At 72.7% G+C, this 25733-nt stretch carries 23 protein-coding genes and 1 riboswitch; of the genes, 12 read left to right on the forward strand and 11 right to left on the reverse strand.

The window, feature by feature from the left end:
* Nucleotides 1–55: 55 nt before the first annotated feature.
* Nucleotides 56–2503 carry a DUF3488 and transglutaminase-like domain-containing protein gene (locus tag CFW40_RS08750; protein WP_088797249.1) on the forward strand — a complete coding sequence of 816 codons (2448 nt, stop codon included), beginning with the start codon at nt 56–58 and terminating at the stop codon, nt 2501–2503.
* A gap of 360 nt (nt 2504–2863) precedes the next feature.
* Here CFW40_RS08750 and CFW40_RS08755 read toward each other — a convergent pair whose 3' ends face one another.
* From CFW40_RS08755 to CFW40_RS08765, 3 genes are all read right to left on the reverse strand, one after another.
* The gene (locus CFW40_RS08755; protein WP_088797250.1) at nt 2864–3271 is read right to left on the reverse strand and encodes a DUF3040 domain-containing protein; all 408 of its coding nucleotides are present in this window, start codon (nt 3269–3271) and stop codon (nt 2864–2866) included.
* Between the two features lie 258 nt (nt 3272–3529).
* Entirely contained in the window at nt 3530–4285 is a 756-nt protein-coding gene (locus CFW40_RS08760) for a methyltransferase (protein ID WP_088797251.1), read from the reverse strand.
* 351 nt (nt 4286–4636) lie between these two features.
* On the reverse strand, nt 4637–5122 hold the full coding sequence (locus CFW40_RS08765; protein ID WP_088797252.1) for an SAV_6107 family HEPN domain-containing protein: 486 nt from the start codon (nt 5120–5122) through the stop codon (nt 4637–4639).
* 278 nt (nt 5123–5400) lie between these two features.
* Between CFW40_RS08765 and CFW40_RS08770 the strand changes: the two genes are divergently transcribed.
* From CFW40_RS08770 to CFW40_RS08790, 5 genes are all read left to right on the forward strand, one after another.
* Nucleotides 5401–6207: an ATP-binding cassette domain-containing protein gene (locus tag CFW40_RS08770; RefSeq protein ID WP_088797253.1), complete on the forward strand. Its 807-nt coding sequence runs from the start codon at nt 5401–5403 to the stop codon at nt 6205–6207.
* Nucleotides 6179–8386, forward strand: a complete 2208-nt coding sequence (locus CFW40_RS08775) for a YhgE/Pip domain-containing protein (protein ID WP_088797254.1) — start codon at nt 6179–6181, stop codon at nt 8384–8386. The genes CFW40_RS08770 and CFW40_RS08775 overlap by 29 nt, the downstream gene beginning before the upstream one ends.
* A 155-nt stretch (nt 8387–8541) precedes the next feature.
* Complete coding sequence (locus tag CFW40_RS08780; protein WP_088797255.1) at nt 8542–9156, forward strand: TetR/AcrR family transcriptional regulator; 615 nt, start codon at nt 8542–8544, stop codon at nt 9154–9156.
* 413 nt (nt 9157–9569) lie between these two features.
* Nucleotides 9570–10190 (forward strand): DUF4126 domain-containing protein, encoded by a 621-nt coding sequence (locus CFW40_RS08785; RefSeq protein WP_088797256.1) that lies wholly within the window; start codon nt 9570–9572, stop codon nt 10188–10190.
* A gap of 91 nt (nt 10191–10281) precedes the next feature.
* Entirely contained in the window at nt 10282–11799 is a 1518-nt protein-coding gene (locus tag CFW40_RS08790) for an NAD(P)/FAD-dependent oxidoreductase (RefSeq protein WP_088797257.1), read from the forward strand.
* Nucleotides 11800–11887: 88 nt separating this feature from the next.
* Here the strand turns inward: CFW40_RS08790 and CFW40_RS08795 are convergent, their stop codons facing one another.
* From CFW40_RS08795 to CFW40_RS08815, 5 genes are all read right to left on the reverse strand, one after another.
* Nucleotides 11888–13114: a hypothetical protein gene (locus CFW40_RS08795; RefSeq protein ID WP_088797258.1), complete on the reverse strand. Its 1227-nt coding sequence runs from the start codon at nt 13112–13114 to the stop codon at nt 11888–11890.
* Nucleotides 13115–13150: 36 nt separating this feature from the next.
* Nucleotides 13151–14068 (reverse strand): methylenetetrahydrofolate reductase [NAD(P)H], encoded by a 918-nt coding sequence (gene metF, locus CFW40_RS08800; protein ID WP_088797259.1) that lies wholly within the window; start codon nt 14066–14068, stop codon nt 13151–13153.
* A 166-nt stretch (nt 14069–14234) separates the two neighbouring features.
* Nucleotides 14235–14969 carry a thiamine phosphate synthase gene (gene thiE / locus CFW40_RS08805; protein WP_256331542.1) on the reverse strand — a complete coding sequence of 245 codons (735 nt, stop codon included), beginning with the start codon at nt 14967–14969 and terminating at the stop codon, nt 14235–14237.
* Between the two features lie 118 nt (nt 14970–15087).
* Nucleotides 15088–15453: an Rv2175c family DNA-binding protein gene (locus CFW40_RS08810; protein WP_042162000.1), complete on the reverse strand. Its 366-nt coding sequence runs from the start codon at nt 15451–15453 to the stop codon at nt 15088–15090.
* Between the two features lie 127 nt (nt 15454–15580).
* On the reverse strand, nt 15581–16822 hold the full coding sequence (locus CFW40_RS08815) for an NAD(P)/FAD-dependent oxidoreductase (RefSeq protein ID WP_088797260.1): 1242 nt from the start codon (nt 16820–16822) through the stop codon (nt 15581–15583).
* Between the two features lie 155 nt (nt 16823–16977).
* Nucleotides 16978–17090, forward strand: a riboswitch (TPP riboswitch).
* Here CFW40_RS08815 and thiO point away from each other — a divergent pair.
* The 5 genes from thiO to CFW40_RS08840 all read left to right on the forward strand — a co-directional run bounded on the left by thiO (nt 17088) and on the right by CFW40_RS08840 (nt 22499).
* Nucleotides 17088–18341: a glycine oxidase ThiO gene (gene thiO / locus CFW40_RS08820; protein WP_176956548.1), complete on the forward strand. Its 1254-nt coding sequence runs from the start codon at nt 17088–17090 to the stop codon at nt 18339–18341. It overlaps the preceding riboswitch by 3 nt.
* Entirely contained in the window at nt 18338–18565 is a 228-nt protein-coding gene (gene thiS, locus CFW40_RS08825) for a sulfur carrier protein ThiS (protein ID WP_088797262.1), read from the forward strand. Before thiO ends, thiS begins: the two co-directional genes overlap by 4 nt.
* Before the next feature lie 9 nt (nt 18566–18574).
* The gene (locus tag CFW40_RS08830; protein ID WP_088797263.1) at nt 18575–19426 is read left to right on the forward strand and encodes a thiazole synthase; all 852 of its coding nucleotides are present in this window, start codon (nt 18575–18577) and stop codon (nt 19424–19426) included.
* Nucleotides 19427–19600: 174 nt separating this feature from the next.
* Nucleotides 19601–21541: a Stk1 family PASTA domain-containing Ser/Thr kinase gene (gene pknB / locus CFW40_RS08835; RefSeq protein WP_088797264.1), complete on the forward strand. Its 1941-nt coding sequence runs from the start codon at nt 19601–19603 to the stop codon at nt 21539–21541.
* A gap of 64 nt (nt 21542–21605) precedes the next feature.
* On the forward strand, nt 21606–22499 hold the full coding sequence (locus tag CFW40_RS08840) for a deoxyribonuclease IV (RefSeq protein ID WP_088797265.1): 894 nt from the start codon (nt 21606–21608) through the stop codon (nt 22497–22499).
* Nucleotides 22500–22519: 20 nt separating this feature from the next.
* Here CFW40_RS08840 and CFW40_RS08845 read toward each other — a convergent pair whose 3' ends face one another.
* A complete protein-coding gene (locus tag CFW40_RS08845) occupies nt 22520–23152 on the reverse strand; it encodes a sulfite oxidase-like oxidoreductase (RefSeq protein ID WP_088797266.1) in 633 nt (210 codons plus the stop codon).
* Nucleotides 23153–23297: 145 nt separating this feature from the next.
* On the opposite strand from CFW40_RS08845, the gene bfr reads away from it, so the two are divergent.
* Nucleotides 23298–23774 (forward strand): bacterioferritin, encoded by a 477-nt coding sequence (gene bfr / locus CFW40_RS08850; protein ID WP_088797267.1) that lies wholly within the window; start codon nt 23298–23300, stop codon nt 23772–23774.
* Between the two features lie 70 nt (nt 23775–23844).
* Here the strand turns inward: bfr and CFW40_RS08855 are convergent, their stop codons facing one another.
* Both CFW40_RS08855 and CFW40_RS08860 read right to left on the reverse strand, forming a co-directional pair.
* A complete protein-coding gene (locus CFW40_RS08855; RefSeq protein WP_088797268.1) occupies nt 23845–24099 on the reverse strand; it encodes a bacterioferritin-associated ferredoxin in 255 nt (84 codons plus the stop codon).
* A 173-nt stretch (nt 24100–24272) separates the two neighbouring features.
* On the reverse strand, nt 24273–25622 hold the full coding sequence (locus tag CFW40_RS08860; protein ID WP_088797269.1) for a class II 3-deoxy-7-phosphoheptulonate synthase: 1350 nt from the start codon (nt 25620–25622) through the stop codon (nt 24273–24275).
* Nucleotides 25623–25733 lie beyond the last annotated feature (111 nt).

Genomic DNA, 25733 nt, shown 5'->3' on the forward strand with positions numbered 1-25733 from the left:
GGGTCGGCGGACCGTACGGGCCATGCCCGGGTCCCGAGGGAAATGAGGCACGGGCATGAGCGGCCGGGCGCGGCTGGCGGTGTGCGCGGCGGTGGCCACCCTGTGTGCCGCCGGCGCGCTGCTGCCGCTGGTGGATCCGATCACCTGGATGGTCGAGGCGGCGATCCTGCTGGCCCTCATGAGCGGCGTGGGCGCGGCGGCCCGCCGGGCGCCCCTCGCCGGACCGCTGATCATCGGCGTCCAGGCCCTGGCCGCCGTGCTGCTGATGACCCTGCTGTTCGTCAGGAACGAGGCGGTCCTCGGACTGCTGCCGGGACCGGACGCCCTCGCGGAATTCGGCCGGCTGCTGCAGGACGGCGTAAGCGACGTCGGCCGGTACGCCATCCCCGCCCCGCTCACCCCCGGCATCCGGCTGCTGCTGGTCCTGGGCGTGCTGGTGATCGGCCTGGCGGTGGACGCGCTGGCGGTCACCTACCGCAGCGCCGCGCCCGCCGGGCTGCCGCTGCTCGCGCTGTATTCGGTGGCGGCGGGACTGTCCCAGGGCGGCGCGGGCTGGCTGCTGTTCCTGATCGCGGCGGCCGGCTATCTGCTGCTTCTGCTGGCCGAGGGCCGCGACCGGCTCTCCCAGTGGGGCCGGGTGTTCGGCGGGCCGGGCGCCGGAGCGGACCGGCCGCGCGGCGGACGGGGGTTCGCGGCCGGCACCGGCGCGCCGGCGTCCGCCCCGGTCCGTACGGGCCGCAGGATCGGCGCGATGGCGCTCGGGCTCGCCGTAGTGGTGCCCGCCGTGCTGCCCTCCCTCGGCAGCGGCTTGCTGGGCACCTCCGGCAACGGCACGGGACCCGGCGGCGGTGGCACCATCTCCGCGGTGAACCCGCTGGTGTCGCTGCAGGACAGCCTCAACCAGCCCGAGGACAAGGAAGTCCTCAACTACCGCACGACCGCCTCCGACACCCGCGATCTGTATCTGCGGATCGTCGCGCTCGACCAGTTCGACGGCACGACCTGGAAGCCGTCCGAGCGCACGGTCACGGACGTCCCCGAGCAGCTGCCGCGGCCGCCCGGCCTCAGCTCCGCGGTCGACCTCAACCGGATCAACACCTCCATCTCGACCGCGGGGTGGTACGCCCAGAACTGGCTGCCGCTCCCCTATCCGGCGTCCAAGGTGGACATCTCCGGGCGCTGGCGCTTCGAGCCCCAGGGCCGCACGCTCGTCGGGGACCGCGGGCAGAACACCCACGGCCTGCAGTACCAGGTCGAGAGCCTGCAGGTGCGGCCCACCTCCGGGCAGCTGGCCGCCGCGCCGGCGCCGCCCGCCGACCTGCTGCGCGAGTACACCAAGGTCCCTCACTCGCTGCCCTCCGTCGTACGCGACACCGCACGCCGGGTCACCCGCGGCGCACCGACCACCTACGCCAAGGCCGTCAAGCTGCAGGACTGGTTCGCGCTCAACGGCGGCTTCAGCTACAACACCGACGTCCGGGCGGGCAGCGGTTCCCAGGCCATTGCGCGGTTCCTGAGGCAGAAGGAGGGATTCTGCGTCCACTTCTCCTTCTCGATGGCGGCGATGGCCCGGACCCTGGGCATCCCGGCCCGGGTCGCGGTCGGTTTCACCCCGGGCACCAAGCAGCCCGACGGCACGACCTCGGTCGGCCTCAAGGACGCGCATGCCTGGCCCGAGCTGTACTTCCAGGGCGTCGGGTGGACCCGCTTCGAGCCGACCCCGAGCCGCGGCAGCATCCCCGACTACGCGTACCCCGCCACGCCGGGAACGACCGGACCCAGCAGCCCGGACCCGGGGCCCTCCCGGTCCGCGGCCCCCTCGGAGGGCCCCTCCGCGGACCCGTCCTGCGGCCCCGGCGAACAGCGGTCCGGCTCGGGCTCCGGTTCGGGGTGTCTCACGCTGCCCGCTCAGAACGGGGGCGTCCGCCCCCCGGAGGACGGCTCGTCCCCCTGGGCGGCCGCCGGTATCGCGCTGGCGGTCCTGCTCGTCCTGCTGCTGCCCGTGGCCCCGCTGCTGTGGCGTCTGCGGACGCGGGCCGGACGGCTGGCGGCCGCCGGCCGGGACGGGGACTTGGCTGCGGGCACCCTCGCCGCCTGGCGGGAGCTGCAGGACACCGCCTGGGACTTCGGCATCCTGCCGGACGAGTCGCTGACTCCGCGTAAGGCGGCCGCGCGGATCATCGGTCTCGGAGAACTGCAACCGGAGCCCGCCGCGGCCGCCCGGCGCGTTGCGGCGGCGGTGGAGCAGGTCCTGTACGCACCGCAACCGCAGCCGGTGGCCGGACTCGCCGCGGAGGTGCAACAGGTACGGGCCGGGTTGCGGGATGCCGCGCCCCGTGGGCTGCGGCTGCGTGCCCAGCTCGCCCCGCGTTCGGTGGCCCGCCTCCGTTGGGCCTGGTCAGCGCGGTGGACGGCCTGGCTGGTCCGGTGCCGCAGCAGCCGCTCTGTGACCTCGGTACGGCGTGCGGCGGCCGCCCTCCGGCCGGGCCGGCAGCGGGCATAGCCACACGGCCCGGGGCGGATACCTCCCGAAGTACCGGAAGGCCGGGCTCAGCGCGGAAGCAAAGAGCCCGGCCTTCGGCAAGTGCAGAAGTCCCGGCGGGAAAGAACGGCGCACAGAGCGGTGCACAGAGCAAGGAGAAACAGCCGGAAGAAATGCCGGAAAAGCAGCAGGAGAAATGGATCCGGAAAAGAAATACCGGCGTAACTGCTGAAGCCCCATTGAACTCGCCGGAACGAGCTCAATGGGGCTTCGGACCCACTTCAGACAGTCCCGTGGGCTCGCTTCCTCGCTCGCCCCGGCGGCTCAAAGGCCCTGCTGTTCCTCAGCGGCCCTGCCGTTGCTGGGTGACCCCGCTGTTCGTCAGTGGCCCTGCTGTTCGTCCCTGCGCCGCTGCCAGCGGTCCTCGATGCGATTCATCATCGAGCGCCGCTGCCGGGCCTGTCGGCGCGCCGGCGCACCACCTCCGGAACCCGCACCGGACCGCTGCTCACCCGGCTTGGGGGCCTTGCGCCAGCCCGTGACCGCCAGCACTGCGCAGCCGAGCATGACGAGAAATCCCACCACGCTGATCCAGATCTGCTGCGCGACCATGCCGGCCATGAGCAGGGCGATACCCACCAGGAAGCCCGCGACCGCTTGGTAGACCCGTCGCCGGGTGTACGTACGCAGCCCGCTTCCCTCAAGCGCTGTCGCGAACTTGGGATCTTCGGCGTACAGCGCTCGCTCCATTTGCTCGAGCATGCGCTGCTCGTGCTCCGAGAGCGGCACGGAGTCCTCCTACTCGTCGGTCGCGGGGGCGACCGGGGTGCGACCCTTTCAGGATAGGCAGGGAATCGTCCCCGTGAAACCCGCCCCTCGACGCCAATTCACTGTCCGGGCCGCCGCGGCGACCGGTGGTGATGCTGCCTGCATTCCCCACCCGCCTGTCCGCCATGCCGGAACGTCGTACCCCGATCATACGGGGCGAAGGGGCTGATCGGGTGGTCTGTGGCCGACTGCACGCGGTAGCCGGGTGTGCCGGGTGGGTCAGTCGCGCTCGGCGAGGACGTGCAACTGTGTGGCCACGGAGTGGAAGGCGGGCTGTTCGGCCGCGGCCGCTTCGAGCTTCAGCAGGGCGTCCATGGCGCCCGGCTCGGTGTCGACCAGCACCCCGGGGACGAGGTCGGCGAAGACCCGCACGCCGTGCACCGCGCCGACCTGCAGACCGGTGCCGGACACCAGCTCGGTGAGCTGGTCGGCGGTGAACCGGCGCGGCATCGGGTCGCCCTCGCCCCAGCGCCCGGACGGGTCGGTGAGGGCCTGGTGGGCCTCGGTGAAGTGGCCCGCGAGGGCGCGTGCGAGGACCGCGCCGCCCAGGCCGGCCGCGAGCAGGCTGAGGGTGCCGGCCGGGCGCAGCGCGTCGACGGCGTTGCGGATGCCCTCGGCCGGGTCGTCGACGTACTCCAGCACGCCGTGGCAGAGCACGACGTCATGGCCGCCGCGCTCGACGACGTCGAACAGACCGTGGGCGTCGCCCTGCACGGCGCGTACCCGGTCGGCGACGCCCGCCTCCGCGGCCCGGCGCTCCAGAGCGAAGAGGGCGTTGGGGCTGGGGTCGACGACCGTGACGTGGTGGCCGAGGCGGGCGACCGGCACGGCGAAGTTGCCGGTGCCGCCGCCGGTGTCGAGGACGTCCAGGGCGTCGCGCCCGGCGGCCTTGACCCGGCGCTCCAGGGCGTCCTTGAGGACGTCCCAGACCACGGCGGTACGAAGGGAGGCGCGGGGGCGCAGCGGGTCAGACACGGCGGGTGGCTCCTCGGCGGGGGCATGAACGTCTAGGCGTCCACCACCCTATTCCGTCCCGCGCCGTCCAGCGTCCGCCGTCCGCGCAGCCGGCCGGGCGCCGGGGGCGGGGCAGGACGCCGGGGGGCAGGCGCCGGGGGAGGCCGCCGGGGGGCGCGGGGCGCTGGGGGACGTGGGGCGGGCGCCGTGCTTCACCTTTCCTCCTTCCCCCCGGGGCCCCGCCCCCTCCCACCCCACCCCACTCCCCCATCGTCGGCTCCCCGCCGGCCGCCGCCCCGCCACCCCGGCGTGCCTGCGTGCCGGTATGTCGCCCCGGCCGGCCCCCGGCCCACCGCCGTGATCGCGGCGCTCCTACCCCGCCCGCTGTGGTGGCAGCGACGGCTGGAGGAGCAGCATCCGTTCCACCAGGCGCAGGAACATGGCGGCGTCGCGCAGCAGATCGTCGGCGTCCCGGCGGCCGGCCGCGCCGGCTATACCGGCCTCGGCCTTCGCCCGGCGGGCGGCGCCGGCGGCGAAGAGGGCGCTCCACTCGGAGAGTTCGGGCGCGACCTCGGGAAGAACCTCCCAGGCGCTGCGGATACGCTGCCTGCGACGCAGGGTGCTCTCCGGCCGTCCACGGACGGCGAGGACGGCGGCGGCGGTACGCAGCGCGGCCAGATGAGCCGTGGCGAACTGCTCGTTGGGGGTTTCCAGGGTCTGTGCCTCATCGAGGCCCTGCTGGGCCTGGGCGAGCAAGGTGAGGGCGGCGGGTGGCGCGGCCGCCCGCCGCAGAACGGGGTGGACATCACTCGGGGGACCGTACGCAGCGGAGCTGCCCCCGCTGGGACGAGCTGCCATGACGAACCTCCTGTCGTCGCATGCCGGTTCGGGACCGAAGACGATTCGGACCGTATGAAGCCATCGTGACGTACGCCACTGACAATCGACGCTGACCTGCACTTTCGTTGGAAAGGGGACATGCGCCGGGGCGCGTTTCCGGGCCGGATTCGCGGGGCGGGTTCCCGGGCCGGATTCCCGGGCGAATTTCCGTGGCGGATTCGCAACACCCCCTTGCGGAACGGGGGGTGGGATACCGCATACTTTTGAACTGACCAGTCAGTTCAAAGGAGGGGATCGTGGACAGCACCCCGCACGGGGCGGCGGTCGCGGCCACGGGATTCGGAGTCAAGGGCCCCCGTGGATGGGCGTTCCGGGACATCGACATCACCGCCGGACCCGGCTCACTGATCGCCGTACAGGGCCCTTCGGGCTCGGGCCGTACGTGTCTGCTGCTCGCGCTCACCGGCCGGATGAAGTCCGCCGCCGGCACCGCCGAGGTCGGCGGACTGCCACTGCCGAAGAAAAGGGCCGCCGTCCGGTCCGTCACCGCGCTCGCCCATGTGCCGGGGGTCGCCGAGCTCGATCCCGCCCTCACGGTGGGCGAGCATCTGCGGGAACGCGCCCTGCTGCAGGGCCGGTTCGGCGGTTCGCTGCGGGCACTGCTGCGGCCGCGGCACGAGCGCCGGGCCGAAGCCCGCGCGTTGGTGGACACTGCCCTCGCGGCGGCGGGACTCGCCCCGGAGGCGCTGCCCAAGGGGATCCGTACGTCCGTCCGCGACCTGGAGCGGCTGGAGGCGCTGCGGCTGTCCGTTGCGCTCGCGCTGATCGGCGGCCCGCGGCTGCTGGCCGTCGACGACACCGATCTGAAGCTGTCCGACGATGAGCGCGCCGCGGCCTGGGCGTTGCTGCGCGGCCTGGCGGCGGCCGGTACCACCGTGCTGGCGGTGTGCAGCGAGCCGCCGGAGAACGGCGAGGGCGTGGTGCTGGTCCACACGGGCGCCCGCCCGGAGCGGCACACCCCGAAGGGCACGGCCGGCAAGCACGACGGGCCCGACGACGAGGAGGGGGCGGCCGATGCGCTCGCCGAAGCTGGCCGCGCTTGAGCTGAAGCGGTTCGGGAGGGGGAAGCTGCCGCGCGCCGCGCTGGCCGCCCTTCTGCTGCTGCCGCTCCTGTACGGCGCGCTGTACCTGTGGTCCTTCTGGGACCCGTACGGGCGGCTGGACAAGATTCCGGTGGCGCTGGTCAACGAGGACAAGGGTGCGGCCATCGACGGCAAGCACCTCTCGGCCGGCGACAGCATCGTCGACGGCCTGGCCGACAGCCACACCTTCGACTGGCGCCCCGTGGACGCCAAGGAGGCCGCCCGGGGCGTCGAGGACGGCTCGTACTACCTCTCGCTGACGATCCCGACGGACTTCAGCCGGCGGATCGCCTCCAGTTCCGGGGACCACCCGGAGACCGGCGCGCTCAAGGTACGCACGAACGACGCGAACAACTACATCGTCGGGCAGATCTCCCGGACGGTGTTCTCCGAGGTGCGTTCCGCGGCCTCCACGAAGTCGGCGCGTACCTTCCTCGACAAGATCTTCGTCTCGTTCTCGACGCTGCACGGCAAGACCGAGCAGGCCGCGGACGGCGCCGACCGGCTCCACGACGGCATCGGGCAGGCCCGGCACGGCGCGGGCGAACTGGCCGACGGCCTGGGCACCGCGAAGGACGGCAGCGGCAAGCTGGTCACCGGCCTGGGCGACCTCGACGCGGGCGCGGGGCGGCTCTCCCGGGGCAGCTCCGACCTCGCCCGGGGAGCCGGAAGTGCCGCCCACGGCTCGCGCCAACTGGCCGACGGTTCCGGGCAGGTGGCACAGGGGACCCAGCAGCTGGCCGACAAGGTCAACGGAGTCGTCGGCAAGGTGGGGCCCTTCATCCGGGCGCACGGCAAGGAGATCGGCGAGGCGGCGCAGCTCGTCGCCGACGGTTCGCAGGCGGTCCGTGACCACCTCGGCAGGCTCCCCGCCGCGGCCGCCGACGGGGCGAAGCTCTCCCGGGGGATCTCCGATCATCTGGCCGCCTACTACCGGCTGCGCTGCGAGGGCGCGGTGCGGCTCGACACGTCCTGCACGGAGCTGAAGCAGCTCAAGGAGGAGGCGGCCACCGCGGCGGACCGGGCCGAGGAGGTCAGCGAGTACGTCCACGACCAGAAGAACCTCGACCAACTGGGCCGGGACCTGGACACGCTGCACTCCCTGGCGGGCGAGCTGGCGCGGCACGGGCCGACCCTGGGCGCCGACATGGACGCCGCCGTCAAGAAGATCAACGATCTCAACGACGGGGCGCACAAGGTGTCCGCGGGGGCGCGCAAGCTGGCCGCGGGCAACGCCCGGCTGGCCGCCGGCGCGGACAGGCTCGACGACGGTGCGCACCAGCTGCACGACGGTACGGGCCGCGCCGCGGCCGGTATGGGCGACCTCGACTCCGGTGTGGGCAGGCTCAAGGACGGCGCCCACACCCTGAACGGCGGCATGTTCAAGCTCTCCGACGGCTCGCAGAAGCTGGCCGGGGGGCTGCACGACGGGGCGAAGCAGATCCCCGACTACGGCAGGAAGGACCGCGACGCACGCACCCAGGTCATGTCCGACCCCGTACAGCTGGCCTCGGACGCCGCCCACAAGGCGCCGAACTACGGCACCGGGTTCGCCCCGTATTTCATCCCGCTGTCCTTGTGGGTCGGCGCGATGGTGGCGTACATGCTGATCCAGCCGCTGAACCGGCGGGCGCTGGCGATGGGCGCGCCCTCCTGGCGGGTGGCGGTGTCCGGATGGCTGCCGGTGTTCGGTGTGGGGGTGCTGCAGACCGCCGCCCTGATGGCCGTATTGCACTTCGCGATCGGCCTGGAGATGGTGCGGGCGGCCGGCACGATCGGCTTCCTCGTACTGGTCACGGCCTGTTTCTCGGCGATCGTGCAGTGGCTGAACGCACAGTTCGGCCCGGCCGGCCGGATCCTGGTGCTGGCGCTGCTGATGCTCCAGCTGACCTCCGCGGGCGGCACCTATCCCGTACAGACCAGTCCGGGCTTCTTCGCCGCCATCCACCCGTATCTGCCGATGAGTTACGTCGTGGAGGGGCTGCGCCGGCTGATCACCGGCGGGGAGCTCGCGCCGGTGTGGCAGGGCAGCGTGGTGCTGGTGGCGTTCACCGCGGGGGCGCTCGTGCTGACGTCCCTGACGGCGCGCGGCCGGCAGGTGGTGCGGATGAAGGACCTGCACCCGGAGCTGAGCCTGTGAGCGCCGGCCCGTCGGCCACAGCCGCCCGTCCGGCGCCGTCACCGCCCGGCCCGGCGCCCGTCCCCGCCCGGCGGGCGGCTCCCCCGGAGCCACCCGCCTGGGGGCCGCCTCACCGCGCCGCGCACCGATCCGCGGGGACCGGCACAATCGCCCCCATGGACAGCTCCAATACACGCCGCGACGCCACCCGGCGCAAGCTCTTCGATGCCGCGGTCACGCTCATCGCCGAACAGGGCTTCTCGTCCACCACGGTGGACGAGATCGCCGAGCGGGCGGGTGTCGCGAAGGGCACGGTCTACTACAACTTCGCGAGCAAGAACGTGCTCTTCGAAGAGCTGCTGGTGCACGGCATCGACATGCTGACGACCTCCCTGCAGGCGGCCGCCGAGGAGGTCACCGGCCGGGGCGGCAGCCGGATCGACGCGCTGGACGCGATGATCCGGGCCGGGCTGGACTTCATCTCCCGCTACCCGGCCCTCACCCAGCTCTACGTGGCCGAGCTGTGGCGCACCAACCGGGCCTGGCAGTCGACGCTGATGGGGGTGCGCGAGCGGGCCATCACCGTGGTGGAGGACGTGCTGCGCGAGGCGGTCGCGGGCGGGGAGCTGAGCGAGGAGATCGACATCCCGCTGACCGCGTCGGCGCTGTTCGGAATGGTGCTGGTGGCCGCCCTGGACTGGCAGTCCTACCAGCCGGACCGGTCGATCGACGAGGTGCACGCGGCGCTGTCGCGACTGCTCCAGGGGCGGGTCAGCGGCCCTCCCTCGTAGCCCGGGGCGGGTCTCCCGGAAGAGGCAGCGGATGCGCGCCGCAGTGGTCGGGTACGGCGCGCACCGCCTTTCCCCCGGGGCCCGCACAAAAGAGTGCGCTGCCCTGGCGCGGATCGTTCCCCCATCGATCCGACCAGGACAGCGCTTCCCCCGTACTCCCCCGTACTCCCCCCGTGTTCCCCCGTGCTTCCCCCGTCACGTCCGGGAGCCGCGCCGCTCCGCCGCCCCGTGTCGGCGGTGCGGCGCCGCTTCCCTTCCGTGGTCCCCACTCTTCCTTCCGGGCGGGTACCGGCCCATCCGCGTACCTACTCATCTCGGCGACTGAGTACGGATACTCAACCCTGAGCACCGGCCCCCAGCCGGAGCCTGCGTTCCTGCGCACCGGCCACCGGCCGGGGCCTACGCTTTCCCGCGTGTCCGTACTTCCCTTGGTGTTCACCAGTGGCTGGGCGAGCGGGATCAACGCCTACGCCGTCGTCCTGCTCTTCGGCGTGCTCGGCGCGACCGGCGTCACCGACGAGGTGCCCGCGGCGCTGCAGCGCCCCGATGTGCTGATCGTGGCCGGGGTGCTCTTCCTGTGCGAGGCCGTCGCCGACAAGATCCCGTACGTCGACTCGGTCTGGGACACGGTGCACACGGTGATCCGGCCGGTGGCCGGCGCCGTCGTGGCGGCGCTGCTGGCCGGTCACAACGGCTCGCTGCCCGAGCTGGCGGCGGGCGCGGTGGGCGGTTCCACGGCGCTGCTGAGCCATCTGGTCAAGGCCGGCACCCGGATCGCGGTCAACACCTCGCCGGAGCCGGCCAGCAACATCGTGCTGAGCCTCGCCGAGGATCTGGGCGTCGCCGGGATCATCGCCTTCGCGGTGTTCCATCCGGTGGCCGCGGCGGTCATCGCGGCGGCGCTGCTGGCCGCGGGCATCGCCCTGGTGGTGTTCCTGTGGTCGCGGATCCGCCGGTACCTGCGGCGCCGCCGGCAGCGGCGCGAGGAGAAACGGTCGGCCGCGGCGGGCGAGGCACTGCCTCCGGCGTTCTGACGGCCTGCCGTCCCGGCGGCGGCACGGCCGCTGCCGGGCCGGGGCCCCGGCCGTGCGGGCGTTGTCAGTGGGTCCGGATAAAGTCGCAGGCATGGCACGGATTGCGGTGATCGGCGCCGGGATGGGCGCGATGGCAGCCGCTGCCCGGCTGGCCGTCGCGGGCCACCGGGTGGCGGTGTTCGAGCGCGGCGCGACCCATGGCGGCGCGCTGCAACGGCGGGAGCGGGACGGCTTCGCCTTCGATACGGGCCCCGGTCTGCTGCATCTGCCGGCCGTCTACCGCGATCTGTTCCTCAAGACCGGCCGCGAGCCGCTGGAGAGCTGCGTCGAGCTGTCCCAGGTCGACCCCGCGAGCCGGCATGTCTTCGCCGACAAAACGGCCGTCTCGCTGCCGAACGCCTCCCGGGCCGGGGTGCTGGCGGCTCTCGACGAGGCGCTGGGCACGGGCCGCGGTGCACGCTGGAGCGACCTGATGGGCCGCGCCCGCGAGGCCTGGGACGCCACCCGCCGCCCGCTCCTGGAGGAGCCGCTGTGGCAGGACTGGCAGGTGCTGGGGCGCGATCCGTATCCGGCGGTGCGCAGGCGCGGGCTGTTCGGCCGGGGCAAGGGCCCCACCACCGCCACGCTCGCCGAGGTGGCCCGCCGCGAGCTGGCCGACCCCCGGCTGACCGCGCTGCTGGAGAGCCATGCGCTGGCGTACGGCTTCGATCCGCGCAGCGCCCCGGCGAGCGCCGTGGTGCTGCCGTACATGGAGCAGACCTTCGGCAGCTGGTATCCGCGCGGCGGTATGCGGGCGCTGGCCGAGGCGCTGTACGAGCGGTGCCTGGCACGCAAGGTGGAGTTCGGCTTCGGCACGGCGGTGACCGCGATCGTGGAGAAGGACGGCCGGGCGGCGGGCGTGGAGCTGGCCGACGGCCGGGTGGAGGAGGCCGAATTCGTTGTCGCGGGCATCGATCCGGTGCGGCTGGTGGAGCTCTGCGGGGGCAGGGAGCCGTGGGCCGCCGACGAGGTGCGTCCCGCCCTGGGCCCGGAGGGCGGGGCCACCGGACGGCTCACGGTCTGTCTGGCCCTGCGCGGTGCGCGCCCCGCGGATGCCGTGCACCGCACGGTGGTCCATGCCCCGGACCGCGAGGCCGAGTTGGCGGGCGTGTTCGGCGACGGCTCCGGGCCGCGGACCCCGTGCGCCCGGCCCACGGTGACGGTGCTGCGCCCGGACGATCCGGCGACCCGGCCGGACGAGGCCCATGAGGCGGTGACCCTGACCGCGACGGTGGCCGCGCCCGGCCCGGTCGCCTGGTCGGGCGGGGAGGCCGCCAAGGCCTGCGCGGAGCGGATGACCGAGAGCGCCGAGGCCGCCGTTCCCGGGCTGCGGGAGCGGGTGCTGTGGCGGGAGGTGCTGCCGCCGGCGCCGGACGGACTGGTGCCGGGACCGGCGCTGGCCGGCCGGGAAGGCCGGTTTCTGCGGCCCGGAAACCGCACCCGGATACCGGGGCTCTACACGGTCGGCGGCTGGTCGCATCCGGGCGGCGGCCCGGCGCATGCCGGCATGTCCGGCGCGATCGTCGCGGGCCTGATCGTGAACGGCGACGACTGGCACGGCTCCACCTGAGGGGCGGGGCTGCCTCGGCGGGCGGGCACCCGGCGGGCCGGGGCCGTCGCGGCGCGCGGCACCGCCGGCCGGGCGTCGGTCCGTCCGCTCAGTAGCGGTACTGCTGCCCGTCGTATCCCGGCTGCTGGTAGGGCGGGTAGGGCTGCTGCTCGGGCGGGAGTTCGGCGTCGCGCTGCTGGGGGACCCAGACGCCACCGGGCGGGGTCTCGCCGTAGCCCTGGCCGAGCGGCTGTCCCTGGGCGTCGTACTGCTGCGCCGCGTAGGGAGAGGAGGCGTAGGGGTCCGCCTGCTGGTAGGGGTCGTAGGACCCGGCGTACTGCTGACCGCCGAGGTACGGGTCGGTGTAGGCCGCCTGCTGGCCCTGGCCGTCGCCGTAGGCCGCATAGGGGTCGGCGTAGGGGGCCTGGCCGGCTCCGGTCTGGTCGTAACCGCCGCCGTACGCATAGCCGTTGCCATTGCTGCTGCCGTTGGCGGCAGCGGCGTCGTAGACGTCGTAGCCGCCGTAACCCTGGTAACCGGGCTGCTGGCCACGGGCGTCGGGGCTGTAGACGCCGTACTGGCCGGTCTCCTCGGGCATCGGCTGGGGGGCGTAGACGGCGGTGGCGTCGGCCCGCGCGAAGTCGTCCGGGGCGGCGAACGCCTGGGTGGCGTAGGCGTCTTGATCCTGCTGCTGCCCCTGGTACGGGTCCTGGCCGCGGTAGTCGTCGCCGGGGGTGTAGCCGTAGAAGCCCTGCCCGACCACGGTCTCCTGCGCGGCGAAGGCCTCCTGCCCCGCGACGAAGGTGTCCTGCGCGGCGAAGCCGTCCTGCCCCGCGGGGGTACCGGGCCCGCCGTAGGAGCCCTGCCCGGCGACGGTGTCCTGTGCGGCGTAGGGGTCCACCCGCTGGAAGCCGCCGGTGCTCTCGAAGGTGTCCGGGCCCCCGTCGCCGGACCGTGCGGGCGCCTCGGTGGGCGCCACCGCCTCCAGGCCGGAGACCTCCAGGGTCGGTTCGGCGGGGGGCGGTCCGGACGGGCGGGCCCGGCGGCGCCGGCCACTGTCGCCGGACGCCCCGGCCGCGGGCTTGCTGCGCAGGGCCCAGCCGGTGGTGAAGCCGCGACGGAAGGAGAGCGTCACATTCGTCTGCCCGATGGCGAAGGCGACAAGTCCCAGCCCGATCACGAGTATTGACGGGAGGATGACCCCGACGACCACACCGATGAAGCCGGCGAAGGCCAGCAGCCGCCAGCGCAGCCGCGCCTTGTTCTGGAGCAGGACCTCACCCAACAGCCACAGCGCCACCAGGCCGAACGCGATGTAGAGGACCGCCCAGCCCATATACGCCCCTCTTCCGCCGCTCGCCGGCCACCGTGATCAGGACTGCTGGTGCAGCCCCAGATTCTCGTAGATTTCCAGGGTCGCCGTGGAGTGGTTCAGGGTAATGAAGTGCAACCCGGGAACATCCTCGGCCATCAAGCGTGCGCACAGGTCCGTTGCGTACTCGATACCAATGGAGCGTACCGCCGCCGGGTCGTCCTTGACGGCGAGGATCCGCTCGGCCAGCTCGGGCGGGAAGGCCGCATTGCTGAGCTGAGCGAACCGCTCGATCTGGCGCACGTTCGTGACCGGCATGATCTCCGGAATGATCGGCGTCGAGCAACCCGCCGCCGCAACGCGGTCCCGCAGCCGGAGGTAGTCCTCGGGGTAGAAGAACATCTGGGTGATGGCGAAGTCCGCACCGGCCCGGCACTTGGCGACGAAGTGTGCCACGTCCGTGTCCCAGTCCGTCGAGCGCGGATGCATCTCGGGGAAGGCCGCGACGCCGACGCAGAAGTCGCCGGACTCCTTGATCAGCCGGACCAGGTCGGCGGCGTAGCCGATGCCGTCGGGGTGCTTGACCCACTCGCCCATCGGGTCACCGGGCGGGTCGCCGCGCAGCGCGAGCATGTTGCGGATCCCGGCGTCGGCGTACTGGCCGATGATGTTGCGCAGATCGGCCGTGGAGTGGTTGACCGCGGTGAGGTGGGCGACCGGGGTCAGGGTGGTGTCGGTGGCGATGCGCTCGGTGGCGCGCACCGTGCCGTCACGGGAGGTGCCGCCGGCGCCGTACGTCACGGAGACGAACGTCGGCGAGACGGCCTCGATGCGGCGAATGGCGTTCCACAGGGTCCGTTCGCCCTTCTCCGTCTTGGGGGCGGCGAACTCGAAAGAATACGACTGCTTGCCGGAAGCAAGCAGGTCGCGCACCGTGCGTGCGCGATCAGTCCTGGTGGAAGCTGTACCTAGGGCCATACCGGCAGGTTAACCACCGGCCGGGCCCACACCAACCGCGTCGGGCGTAATGCCTGGTTGGCCGGGTTGATGTCCACTGGGTGGACATTTTCCGGTCGCCCGGAGGTCAGGAAACCGCCCGGCTCCCGACACCGCGCACAGCGACGCCGGTCACCCGGTCACCCGGTCACCCGCCACTCGCGCACCCGGCCTCGCGGACCGGACGCGACGGCGCCAAGGCATGCGGGGCGTCCAGGGCATCCGGGGCATCCGGGGCGTCCCAGGTCCGGATGCGCCGGGCCAGCGCGGCGGCCGCCGCTCCCGGATCGTCCGCCTCCGTGAGGGCGCGGACCACCACGATCCGGCGGGCGCCCGCCTGCAACACCTCGTCCAGATTCCGGGCGTCGATCCCGCCGATCGCGAACCAGGGGCGCTCGGGGGCGCGGGCCGCGGCGTAACGGACCAGGTCGAGGCCGGGGGCGTGACGGCCGGGCTTGGTGGGGGTCGGCCAGCACGGGCCCGTGCAGAAGTAGTCCACACCGGGTTCGGTGAGCGCGGCGTCCACCTCGGCCTCGGCGTGCGTGGAGCGGCCTATGAGGACGTCCGGGCCCAGCAGGGCGCGGGCGGCCGGGACCGGCAGATCGCCCTGCCCGAGATGCAGGACCTCGCTGCCCGCCGCATGGGCGACATCGGCGCGGTCGTTGACCGCGAGCAGCTTGCCGTGCCGCCGGCAGGCGTCCGCGAAGACCTCCAGCTGCCGCAGCTCCTCGCCGGCCTCCATGCCCTTGTCCCGCAGCTGGACGATGTCCACACCCGAGGAGAGCACCGCGTCCAGGAACTGCGGGAGATCGCCCTGGCGCCGGCGGGCGTCCGTGCAGAGATAGAGCCGGGCATCGGACAGAGCCGGGCGTGCGGTGGTCATCGGGCGGCTTCCCCCCAGGTCGGGGGCGTACGGTCCGGGCCTTCCGGTCCGTACGCCCCGCGGGTGCGGTTACGGGTGCTGGCGCGGCTGCCGGCGCAGTGCGGGCCGCGTCATGGCGTCAGACGGCGAGCGCCTGGGCCCGGCGCTTCACCTCCGTACCGCGATTCTCGCGCAGCGCCTGGGCGGGCGTGCCGGGCAGGGTCTCATCCGGGGTGAACAGCCACTCCAGCATCTCCTCGTCGGTGAAACCGTCGTCCTTGAGGAGGGTGAGGGTGCCGACGAGGCCCTTGACCACCTTGTCGTCCTTGATGAAATCGGCGGGCACGTGCAGCGCCCGGTTCTCGCCGCGGCGCACCGCGATCAGCTGGCCCTCCTTGACCAGCTGCCGGACCCGCGTCACCTCGACGCCGAGCTGTTCGGCGATGTCGGGGAGGGTGAGCCAGGCGGGGACGAGTCCATCGATGTTTGCGTCAATCTCGGTCACAGGACAAGCCTGCCACCTCCCACTGACAGCCGGTAGCCGGGCATCGCCATCAGAGGCCCGCTGCACACCGGAGGGTGACGGCCGGCGCCCGGCCGGCCACCGTCGGTCACCGCGCTCCGGCGCCCGGCTACAGCGCCGCGGCCTTCAGCGGCACCGACGCATTCGCGGCCCGCTCCCGGTCCAGGGCGACGCCCCGCTCGATCAGCTTGCGCCCCTGTGCGAGGTCCCGGGGCCGCCCGACGGCCAGCAGCGCGACGAGCCGTCCGTCCCGCAGCCAGATCACCGACCAGGCGGCCCCGGCCGGGTCACCGCGCCAGACCAGCTCGTCGGCGTCCCCGTGGTGCCCCACGTACTGCACGAACCGGCCGAACTGCTCCGACCAGAAGTACGGGACGGGGTCGTAGACCACCCCTTCCGCTTCGCCGCGGGCGATGTTCTCGGCGACCGTGCGCGGGCCCTGGAGGGCGTTGTCCCAGTGGTGGATCAGCAGGCGGGCGCCGTAGCGGGCCGACGGGAAGGAGGCGCAGTCACCGACCGCGTAGACATCGGGCACGGAGGTGCGCAGCTGCTCGTCGGCCAGTACGGAGCCGTCCCGCGGCGAGAGCTCGACGCCCGAGCCGGCCAGCCAGCCGGTCGCGGGGCGGGCGCCGATCCCGATGACCACCGCGTCCGCGGGCAGCACCGTGCCGTCGTCGAGGGTGACCGCGCCCGCCGTGACGGAGGCGACGTGGGCCCCGGTGCGCAGCTCGGCGCCCGCGGCCGCGTACCAGCCGGTCATATGGGCGGCGACCTCGGCGGGCAGCGCACCGGCCAGCGGGCGGTCGGCGGCCTCGACGACGGTGACCGCGCAGCCCGCCTCGCGCGCCGCGGTCGCGAACTCGGCGCCGATCCAGCCGGCCCCGACGACCACGATCTCGTGCTGGGCGGCGAGCACCGGCCGCAGCCGCTCGGCGTCGTCCAGGGTGCGCAGCAGATGGACGCCGGGCAGTCCCTCGCTGCCGGGCAGCACGACCGGTTCGGCGCCGGTCGCCAGGACCGCGTAGTCGTAGGGGACCGGGCCCTCGGCCGTCTCGATCACACGGGAGTCCGGCACCAGCCCGGTGACCGGGCGGCTGAGGTGGAGGGTGATGCCGAGCGCTGCGAAGTCGACGTCGAAGGCGGAGCCCTCGGCTTTGCCCAGGAGTACCGCCTTGGACAGCGGCGGACGGTCGTAGGGCCGGTGGGGCTCGTCGCCGAGGAGCGTGATCGCGCCGGGCCAGCCGTGTTCGCGCAGGGCGACCGCGGTCTGCACACCCGCGATTCCGGCGCCGGCGATCACGACGTGCGGCGTGCGGTCAGGGGCCTGGGAGGACTTGCTCTGCTCGCTCACCCGATCACTCTAGGACGGGGTGTGAGGCGGCTCGCAGCAGCGCGCAAGGAGATCTCTGACACAGCGTCACCGTCCGGGCGGCCCGGGGCGCGGCCCCCGGGAGGCCGGGGGCGCTGTCTTACCGTGCCTCGCGGCCTCGTATTAGGGTGACGGATACACGCACTCGCGGGAGCCCGGACGCACCGGGCTGAGAGGGAGGCTGGCCGGCCTCCGACCGTACGAACCTGATCCGGGTCATGCCGGCGAAGGGAGGGGCTGGACGCCCATGCACGCAACCGCCACATGCTCACGACCCACCCCGCGGAGCCCTGATGTGCTGGTCATCGGCGGCGGCATCATCGGTCTGGTCACGGCCTGGAGGGCGGCCGTCCGCGGGCTGAGCGCCGCGGTGGCCGACCCCTCGCCCGGGGGCGGCGCCGCCCGGGTCGCGGCCGGGATGCTGGCCGCGGTCACCGAGCTCCACTACGGCGAGCAGACCCTGCTGGGCCTCAACCTCGCCTCCGCCCGGCGCTACCCCCGCTTCGTCGAGGAGCTGGAGGAGGCCGCGGGACTGCCCGTCGGCTACCGGCGGTGCGGCACCCTGGCCGTCGCGCTGGACGCCGACGACCGCGCCCACCTGCGCGACCTGCACGCCCTGCAGACCCGCTCGGGGCTGGAGTCGCAGTGGCTCACGGGGCGCGAGTGCCGGCGGCTGGAGCCGATGCTGGCCCCCGGGGTGCGCGGCGGTCTGCGGGTGGACGGCGACCACCAGGTCGATCCGCGCCGGCTGGCGAGCGCACTGGCGACCGCCTGCGAGCGCTCCGGGGTGGCCTTCCACCGGAGCCGGGCCGTACGGCTGACGGTCGACGGCGGCCGGGCCGCCGGCGCCGAACTCGCCGACGGCACCCGGATCGCGGCCGGCCAGGTCGTGCTGGCCGCGGGGAGCTGGAGCGGCCGGCTCGACGGCGTGCCCGACGAGATCCTGCCGCGGGTGCGCCCCGTCAAGGGCCAGGTACTGCGGCTGCGGCTGCCGGAGATGCCCGCCGGCAGCCCCGCCTTCCTCTCCCGCACCGTACGGGCGGTCGTCCGCGGCGGCCCGCTCTACCTGGTCCCGCGCGAGAGCGGCGAACTGGTCGTCGGCGCCACCAGCGAGGAGCTGGGCTGGGACACCACCGTGACCGCCGGCGGGGTCTACGAGCTGCTGCGCGACGCCCACGAGCTGGTCCCCGGCATCACCGAGCTCCCGCTCGTCGAGACCTGCGCCGGACTGCGCCCCGGCTCCCCCGACAACGCCCCGATGCTCGGGCCGACCGCACTGCCCGGCCTCCACCTCGCCACCGGCCACTTCCGCAACGGAGTGCTGCTCACCCCCGTCACCGGTGACGCGATGGCCGAGGTACTGGCCACCGGCCTCCTTCCCGAAGAGGCCCGCCCCTTCTCCCCCGCGCGCTTCTCCCCCACGCCGGAACGGTCCGGGGAGACCCCGAGCGCCGCGCCGGGAACCGAGCGCACCCGTGCCCCACAGGAGCAGCCCGTATGAACGCCGCCCCACCCGCCCCCACCGTCTCGGTGTCCGTCAACGGGGAGCCCCGTGAGGTCCCCGCCGGCCTGACCCTCGACCGGCTCGTCGCGACGCTGTCCCAGGCGCCCGCCGGGGTGGCCGCGGCGGTCAATGAGACCGTGGTGCCCCGTACCCGGTGGCCCGCCACTTTGCTCGCCGACGGCGACCGCGTCGAGGTGCTGACCGCGGTCCAGGGAGGCTGATCCGCAGACATGACCGACACCGCAGCGCTCCGGGGAACGGCCCCCGCATCCGACGGCGGCTTCGCCACGGGCAGCGACCCCGCCCCCCTCACCCTCGCCGGCACCACCTTCACGTCCCGCCTGATCATGGGCACCGGTGGCGCACCCAGCCTCGACGTCCTGGAGCGGGCACTGCTCGCCTCCGGTACGGAGCTGACCACGGTCGCCATGCGGCGGCTGGATCCGACCGTGCAGGGCTCGGTGCTGTCCGTACTGGAACGCCACAAGATCAAGGTGCTGCCGAACACCGCGGGCTGCTTCACCGCGGGCGAAGCGGTGCTCACCGCCCGGCTCGCCCGGGAAGCGCTCGGCACGGACTGGGTCAAGCTGGAGGTGGTCGCCGACGAGCGCACCCTGCTGCCCGACCCGATCGAGCTGCTGGACGCCGCCGAGACCCTGGTCGACGACGGTTTCACCGTGCTGCCCTACACCAACGACGATCCGGTGCTGGCCCGCAAGCTGGAGGACGTGGGCTGCGCCGCGATCATGCCGCTGGGCTCGCCGATCGGCTCCGGCCTGGGCATCCGCAACCCCCACAACTTCCAGCTGATCACCGAGCGGGCCGGCGTCCCCGTCATCCTCGACGCGGGCGCAGGCACGGCGTCGGACGCCTCGCTGGCCATGGAGCTGGGCTGCGCGGCGGTGATGCTGGCGTCCGCGGTGACCCGCGCCCAGGAACCCGAACTGATGGCCTCCGCCATGCGCCATGCCGTCACGGCGGGCCGCCTGGCGTTCTGCGCGGGGCGCATCCCACGGCGTCACTTCGCGTTGGCGTCTTCGCCGGCGGAGGGCCTGCTCGACCTTGAGCGGCCGGCGTTCTGAGTCTTTGGCTTTCCCCGCCGTAGGGGTTCCTCGCCGTTTGTCGCCCGCTGCGCGGGTGCGCTCGCCGTGGCGCCTGCGGCGGGCCGGGTCCGCTGCAGGCGCCACCCCCACGGCGGGCAGGCCGAAAACGTGGGGCCCAAAGCCGAGCGCAGCGGAACGATAGACTCGTCTCCCGTGGATACCACCCTTCAGGACCCGCTCGTGGGCCAGCTGCTCGACGGCCGTTATCGCGTCCAGGCGCGCATCGCCGCAGGCGGTATGGCCACGGTCTACCAGGCCATGGACACCCGGCTCGACCGCGTGCTCGCGCTGAAGGTGATGCACCCGGGCCTCGCCACGGACGGGGCGTTCGTCGAGCGCTTCATCCGCGAGGCGAAGTCGGTCGCGCGGTTGTCGCATCCGAATGTGGTGGGTGTCTTCGACCAGGGCACGGACGGTACGTACGTGTATCTGGCCATGGAGTACGTCGCCGGCTGCACGCTGCGCGATGTGCTGCGCGAGCGGGGCGCCCTGCAGCCGCGGGCCGCGCTGGACATCCTGGAGCCGATCCTGGCCGCCCTGGGGGCCGCGCACCGTGCCGGGCTGGTGCACCGCGACATGAAGCCGGAGAACGTCCTGATCGGCGACGACGGCCGGGTCAAGGTCGCCGACTTCGGTCTGGTGCGGGCGGTGGACACCAACACCACCGCGTCGACCGGCTCCGTGCTGGGCACCGTCTCCTACCTCGCTCCCGAGCAGCTGGAGCACGGCACCGCGGACGCCCGGGTCGATGTCTACGCCTGCGGTGTGGTGCTCTACGAGATGCTGACCGGCGGCAAGCCGCACACCGGCGGCACCGTGGCGCAGATCCTCTACCAGCATCTGCACGAGGACGTGCTGCCGCCGTCCGGGCTGGTGCCCGGTCTCGCACCGCAGCTGGACGAGCTGGTCGCGCTGGCCTGTGCCCGCGAGCCGCAGCTGCGGCCGCAGGACGCGGTGGTGCTGCTGTCCCGGGCGCAGGAGGCCCGCGCACAGCTGACCGACGCCCAGCTGGATGTCGTACCGCCGGAGGCGAGGGACCTGGCCTCGGGGAGCGCGGTCGACGACTTCGCGCGGACGGACGTGATACCCCGCACCGACGGCGCGGCGGAGCTGAACCGCACCAGCCGGCTGGAGGTGCCGGCGGCCGCCGAGCAGACCACCCGGCTGCGGCCGGTGCCCGCCGAGGAGGCACCCCGCCGCGGGCTCCGGCGGCGGCCGCTCGTCACCGTCATCGCGGCCGTGCTGCTGATCCTCGGGGTCGGCACGGGCGTCTGGTACATCACCGAAGGCCAGTTCACCACCGTTCCCGCGGTGCTGGAGATGACACAGGCCAAGGCCGAGAAGACCCTGCGGGACGACGGGCTGGGCGTGAAGGTGGTGCGCGGCTTCAGCTCGAACGTGGAGCGCGGGCACGTCATGAAGACGGATCCGGCGACCGGCAAGCAGATCCGCGGCACCGGAACGGTCACCGTCACCATCTCCCGCGGACCGGAGATCGTCGAGGTCCCGGACCTGTCGGGCACCCCGGTCGCCGACGCCAAGCGGAAGCTGCGCGACCGCGGGCTGGTGCCGGCCACCGTCACCCGGGAGTTCAGCGACGAGGTGGCCAAGGGCTCGGTGATCCGTACGGACCCGGTTGCCGGGACCAAGCGGCGGCCCGATACGGGCGTGGGGCTGACGGTCAGCCGCGGCAGCGCGGTCGAGGTGCCCGGCGTACTCGGCAGCGACCGCGCGGACGCGGCGAACACGTTGCGCGAGGCCGGTTTCCAGGTGCGCTTCGCCGGCGAGCCGGTGTTCTCCACCCAGGACAAGGGCACCGTCGCCCGGCAGACCCCGGCCGAGGGCAAGCAGCTCGGCAAGGGCGACCCGGTCACTCTCACGCTCTCCAAGGGGCCGGAGATGATCGCCGTCCCGAACGTCACCGGCAAGAACGTCGATGACGCCAAGAAGCAGCTGACCGACCTGGGCTTCCAGGTCGAGGTGAAGAAGCCGTTCTTCTTCCCGAAGGACACGGTCGACAGCCAGTCCGTCGAGCCCGGGAAGAAGGCGCCGAAGGGCGGCACGATCACCATCGAGCTCAAGGGCGGACTGTAAGCCCCGCCGTCCGTGCCCCACGGCTGCCGTCCGGCGGGCGTGGGGCACCTGGCACCCTGGGAGGGTGAGTACCTTCCCCGAGGGCACCGCGCAGCGCGCCCGTGCACGCAACCCGGTCGGCGGCCATGTTCCGGTGGCCGGCGGCCTGGCCAAGACCGGCCTTCCCTACGCCCGGGAGATGGGCGATGAGGTCGTCCAGGTCTTTGTGGCCAATCCGCGCGGCTGGGCGACGCTGCCCGGCAGTCCCGGACAGGACGAGGCGTTCCGGGCGGCCTGCGCCGAGGAGGGGATTCCGGCGTATGTCCATGCGCCGTATCTGATCAACTTCGGTTCGCACACCGAGGCGACCGTCGACAAGTCCGTGGACTCGTTGCGCCACTCGCTGCGCCGCGGCCGGGAGATCGGCGCGCTGGGCGTGGTCGTGCACACCGGTTCGGCGACCGGCGGGCGGCCGCGTGAGACCGCGATGGCGCAGGTCAGAGAGCGGATGCGGCCGTTGCTCGATGAGCTGACGCACCCGGACGACCCCTGGCTGCTGCTGGAGCCGACGGCCGGGCAGGGGGCGTCGCTGTGCGCGCTGGCCGAAGATCTCGGTCCGTACTTCGACGCGCTGGACCGGCACCCCAAGCTGGGGATCTGCCTCGACACCTGTCATGCGTTCGCGGCCGGGCACGACATGGCGGCGCCGGGCGGCACGAAGGCGCTGCTGGACGAGCTGGTGGAGGTCGCCGGCGAGGGCCGGCTGAAGCTGATCCACGCCAATGACTCCAAGGATGTCGTCGGCGCCCACAAGGACCGGCACGAGAACATCGGCGCGGGTCACATCGGTGCGGAGCCGTTCGGCGAGCTGTTCCGCCACCCGGCGACGGAGGGTGTGCCGCTGGTGGTCGAGACCCCGGGGGGCAAGGAGGGGCACGCGGCGGACGTGGCCCGGCTCAAGGAGCTGCGCGGAACCTGAGCCCGTCCCGGGTGCCGGGATCAGAGCTCGGGGCCGTCCCCGGGCTCCTCCTGGTACGAGTAGCGCTGCTCCCGCCAGGGGTCGCCCAGGTTGTGGTAGCCGCGTTCCTCCCAGAAGCCGCGGCGGTCGGCCCGCATGTACTCGATGCCGCGGACCCACTTGGGGCCTTTCCAGGCGTACAGGTGCGGAACGATCAAGCGGACCGGGAAGCCGTGCTCCGCGGTGAGGAGTTCACCCGAGCGGTGTGTGGCGAAGAGGCATTTCTCCGCGGCGAAATCCTCGATCCGCACATTCGAACTGAAGCCGTACTCGGCCCACACCATGACATGGGTGACATCGGGCGCCGGCGGTGCGAGTTCGAGGATCGTTCGGGTGCGCACTCCGCCCCATTCGGCTCCCAGCATGCTGAATTTCGTTACGCAGTGCATATCGGCAACAACCGTGGTGTACGGCAGCGCCGTGAATTCCTCGTGCGACCAGCAGTGTTTCGCGCCGTCGGCGGTGGCGCCAAAAGCCCGGAACTCCCAGCGTTCGGCGCGGAACTTCGGCACCGGCCCGTAATGCGTCACCGGCCAGCCCCGCTGCAACCGCTGCCCCGGAGGCAGCTGAGGCTGCTCCTCTTCGCGGCTTTCCGGCTGACCCATGCCCTCCATGGTGTCAGACCGGAAGGGGTGCCGATGACCAGGCAGGGAGGGATTCGGGCAACTCGCACTAAGCGTGCACTTACTGGACGCCCCGCTCCGGGCGGTGCGAGGATGCGGCACCTGCCCAGTTCTCGCGTGGAAGGAGCCCGCAGCCATGCAGGGCGACCCCGAGGTCATCGAATTCCTCAATGAGCAGCTGACCGCCGAGCTCACCGCGATCAACCAGTACTTCCTGCACGCCAAGATGCAGGAGAACTTCGGCTGGACGAAGCTCGCGAAGTACACCCGCTCGGAGTCCTTCGACGAGATGAAGCACGCAGAGATCCTGACGGACCGGATTCTCTTCCTGGAAGCGCTGCCGAATTACCAGCGGCTGTTCCACGTACGGGTAGGCCAGACCGTCACGGAGATGTTCCAGGCCGACCGGCAGATCGAGGTCGAGGCCATCGACCGTCTCAAGCGCGGTATCGAGCTCATGCGCACCAAGGGCGACATCACCTCGGCGAATATCTTCGAGGACATCCTCGCGGACGAGGAGCACCACATCGACTATCTCGACACCCAGCTGGAGCTGGTGGAGAAGCTGGGAGAAGCGCTCTACATCGCCCAGGTCATCGAGCAGCCGAGCTGAGCGAGCGGCCGGATGCCACCCCTCGGCGCGGTCCGCACCGGCGGCGGGAGACCCCCGTCACCCCTCAGGACTACGCGGCCTCCGAGAGCGCCGCGGGCTCCACGGCGTCCGCCTCCACGCCCAGCGGTTCGGGCGCACCGCTGTCGATGAGCTCCCGGCGGGGGCAGGCGCCCCGGCCGAGCAGGGACTGGATGCGCTTGACGCAGCCACCGCAGTCGGTGCCGGCCTTGCAGGCCGAGGCGATCTGCCGGGGCGTGCAGGCGCCCGTGTCCGCGTGCTCACGGACCTGCTGCTCGGTGATCCCGAAGCAGGAGCAGACGTACACGCGGCTTCACCTTCCGTGGAGTCACCTCACCCATCCGGCTGATCTTGAGTGAGGTAACCCTTACCTTACCTGGCTCGGCGGGGGCTGCACAACGCAGTGGGGCGCGGATCACAGGATCCGCGCCCCACTGCGTTGTGCCTTGGACCGTCAGCGCAGGTCAGCGGCCGACCGGCTCACTGGTCGCGGTACATCTCCGCCACCAGGAACGCCAGGTCGAGCGACTGGCTGCGGTTGAGCCGCGGGTCGCAGGCGGTCTCGTAGCGCTGGTGGAGGTCGTCGACGAAGATCTCGTCGCCGCCGCCCACGCACTCGGTGACGTCGTCACCGGTCAGCTCGACGTGGATGCCGCCCGGGTGCGTGCCGAGGCTCTTGTGGACCTCGAAGAAGCCCTTGACCTCGTCCAGCACATCGTCGAAGCGCCGGGTCTTGTGACCGGAGGCCGCCTCGAAGGTGTTGCCGTGCATCGGGTCGCAGATCCAGGCGACCTGCGCACCGGAGGCGGTGACCTTCTCGACCAGCTCGGGGAGCTTGTCGCGGACCTTGTCCGCTCCCATGCGGGTGATGAAGGTCAGCCGGCCCGGCTCCCGCTCCGGGTCGAGGCGCTCGATGAGCGTCAGCGCGTCCTCGGGAGTCGTCGTCGGGCCCAGCTTGACGCCGAGGGGGTTGCGGATGCGCGAGGCGAACTCGATGTGCGCGCCGTCGAGCTGACGGGTGCGCTCGCCGATCCAGACCATGTGGCCGGAGACGTCGTAGAGGTTGCCGGTGCGCGAGTCGACACGGGTGAGCGACGACTCGTAGTCCAGGACCAGCGCCTCGTGGGAGGCGTAGAACTCGACGGTGCGGAACTCCTCCGGGTCCACCCCGCAGGCGTTCATGAAGTTCATCGCGCGGTCGATCTCGCGGGCCAGCGCCTCGTAGCGCTGCCCGGAGGGCGAGGACTTCACGAAGTCCTGGTTCCAGGCGTGCACCTGCCGCAGGTCGGCGTAGCCGCCCGTGGTGAAGGCGCGCACGAGGTTCAGCGTCGCCGCGGAGGCGTGGTACATCCGCTTCAGCCGCTCGGGGTCCGGGATCCGGGCCGCCTCGGTGAACTCGAAGCCGTTGACGGAGTCGCCGCGGTAGGTCGGCAGCGTCACCCCGTCGCGGGTCTCGGTGGGCTTGGAGCGCGGCTTGCTGTACTGGCCGGCGATCCGGCCGACCTTGACCACCGGGACGGACCCGGCGTAGGTCAGGACGGCGCCCATCTGGAGGAGCGTCTTGAGCTTGTTACGGATGTGCTCGGCGGATACGGCGTCGAAGGCCTCCGCGCAGTCGCCGCCCTGAAGCAGGAACGCCTCACCACGGGCGACCGCTCCCAGGCGCTCGCGCAGCTGGTCGCACTCGCCCGCGAAGACGAGCGGCGGATAGGACTCGAGCTCCGCGATCACATCGCGCAGAGCCTTTTGGTCCGGCCAGTCAGGCTGCTGCGCCGCGGGCAGGTCTCGCCAGGTGTGGCCACCGGCGTGGGTTTCAGCGTTCACGGTCACAAGTCCCACATTACGGGGTCCCGTGAGGGTGTCCGTCCGGGCATCCGGACTGTGAGACGCACGGCACCCGGACGGTCCGGTAGGGTGCCACCCATGTGCACGCGACCGGCC

Source organism: Streptomyces sp. 2114.4, assembly GCF_900187385.1.
Lineage (GTDB): Bacteria > Actinomycetota > Actinomycetes > Streptomycetales > Streptomycetaceae > Streptomyces > Streptomyces mooreae.

Bases quoted from the DNA above. Each gene is read 5' to 3' on its own strand.
- thiE (WP_256331542.1), bottom strand. From the start codon at position 14,969: ATGACCACCGCACGCCCGGCTCTGTCCGATGCCCGGCTCTATCTCTGC.
- CFW40_RS08780 (WP_088797255.1), top strand. From the start codon at position 8,542: ATGGACAGCTCCAATACACGCCGCGACGCCACCCGGCGCAAGCTCTTC.
- bfr (WP_088797267.1), top strand. From the start codon at position 23,298: ATGCAGGGCGACCCCGAGGTCATCGAATTCCTCAATGAGCAGCTGACC.
- CFW40_RS08830 (WP_088797263.1), top strand. From the start codon at position 18,575: ATGACCGACACCGCAGCGCTCCGGGGAACGGCCCCCGCATCCGACGGC.
- CFW40_RS08775 (WP_088797254.1), top strand. From the start codon at position 6,179: ATGCGCTCGCCGAAGCTGGCCGCGCTTGAGCTGAAGCGGTTCGGGAGG.
- thiO (WP_176956548.1), top strand. From the start codon at position 17,088: ATGCACGCAACCGCCACATGCTCACGACCCACCCCGCGGAGCCCTGAT.
- CFW40_RS08845 (WP_088797266.1), bottom strand. From the start codon at position 23,152: ATGGAGGGCATGGGTCAGCCGGAAAGCCGCGAAGAGGAGCAGCCTCAG.
- metF (WP_088797259.1), bottom strand. From the start codon at position 14,068: ATGGCCCTAGGTACAGCTTCCACCAGGACTGATCGCGCACGCACGGTG.
- CFW40_RS08765 (WP_088797252.1), bottom strand. From the start codon at position 5,122: ATGGCAGCTCGTCCCAGCGGGGGCAGCTCCGCTGCGTACGGTCCCCCG.
- CFW40_RS08750 (WP_088797249.1), top strand. From the start codon at position 56: ATGAGCGGCCGGGCGCGGCTGGCGGTGTGCGCGGCGGTGGCCACCCTG.
- thiS (WP_088797262.1), top strand. From the start codon at position 18,338: ATGAACGCCGCCCCACCCGCCCCCACCGTCTCGGTGTCCGTCAACGGG.
- CFW40_RS08790 (WP_088797257.1), top strand. From the start codon at position 10,282: ATGGCACGGATTGCGGTGATCGGCGCCGGGATGGGCGCGATGGCAGCC.
- CFW40_RS08795 (WP_088797258.1), bottom strand. From the start codon at position 13,114: ATGGGCTGGGCGGTCCTCTACATCGCGTTCGGCCTGGTGGCGCTGTGG.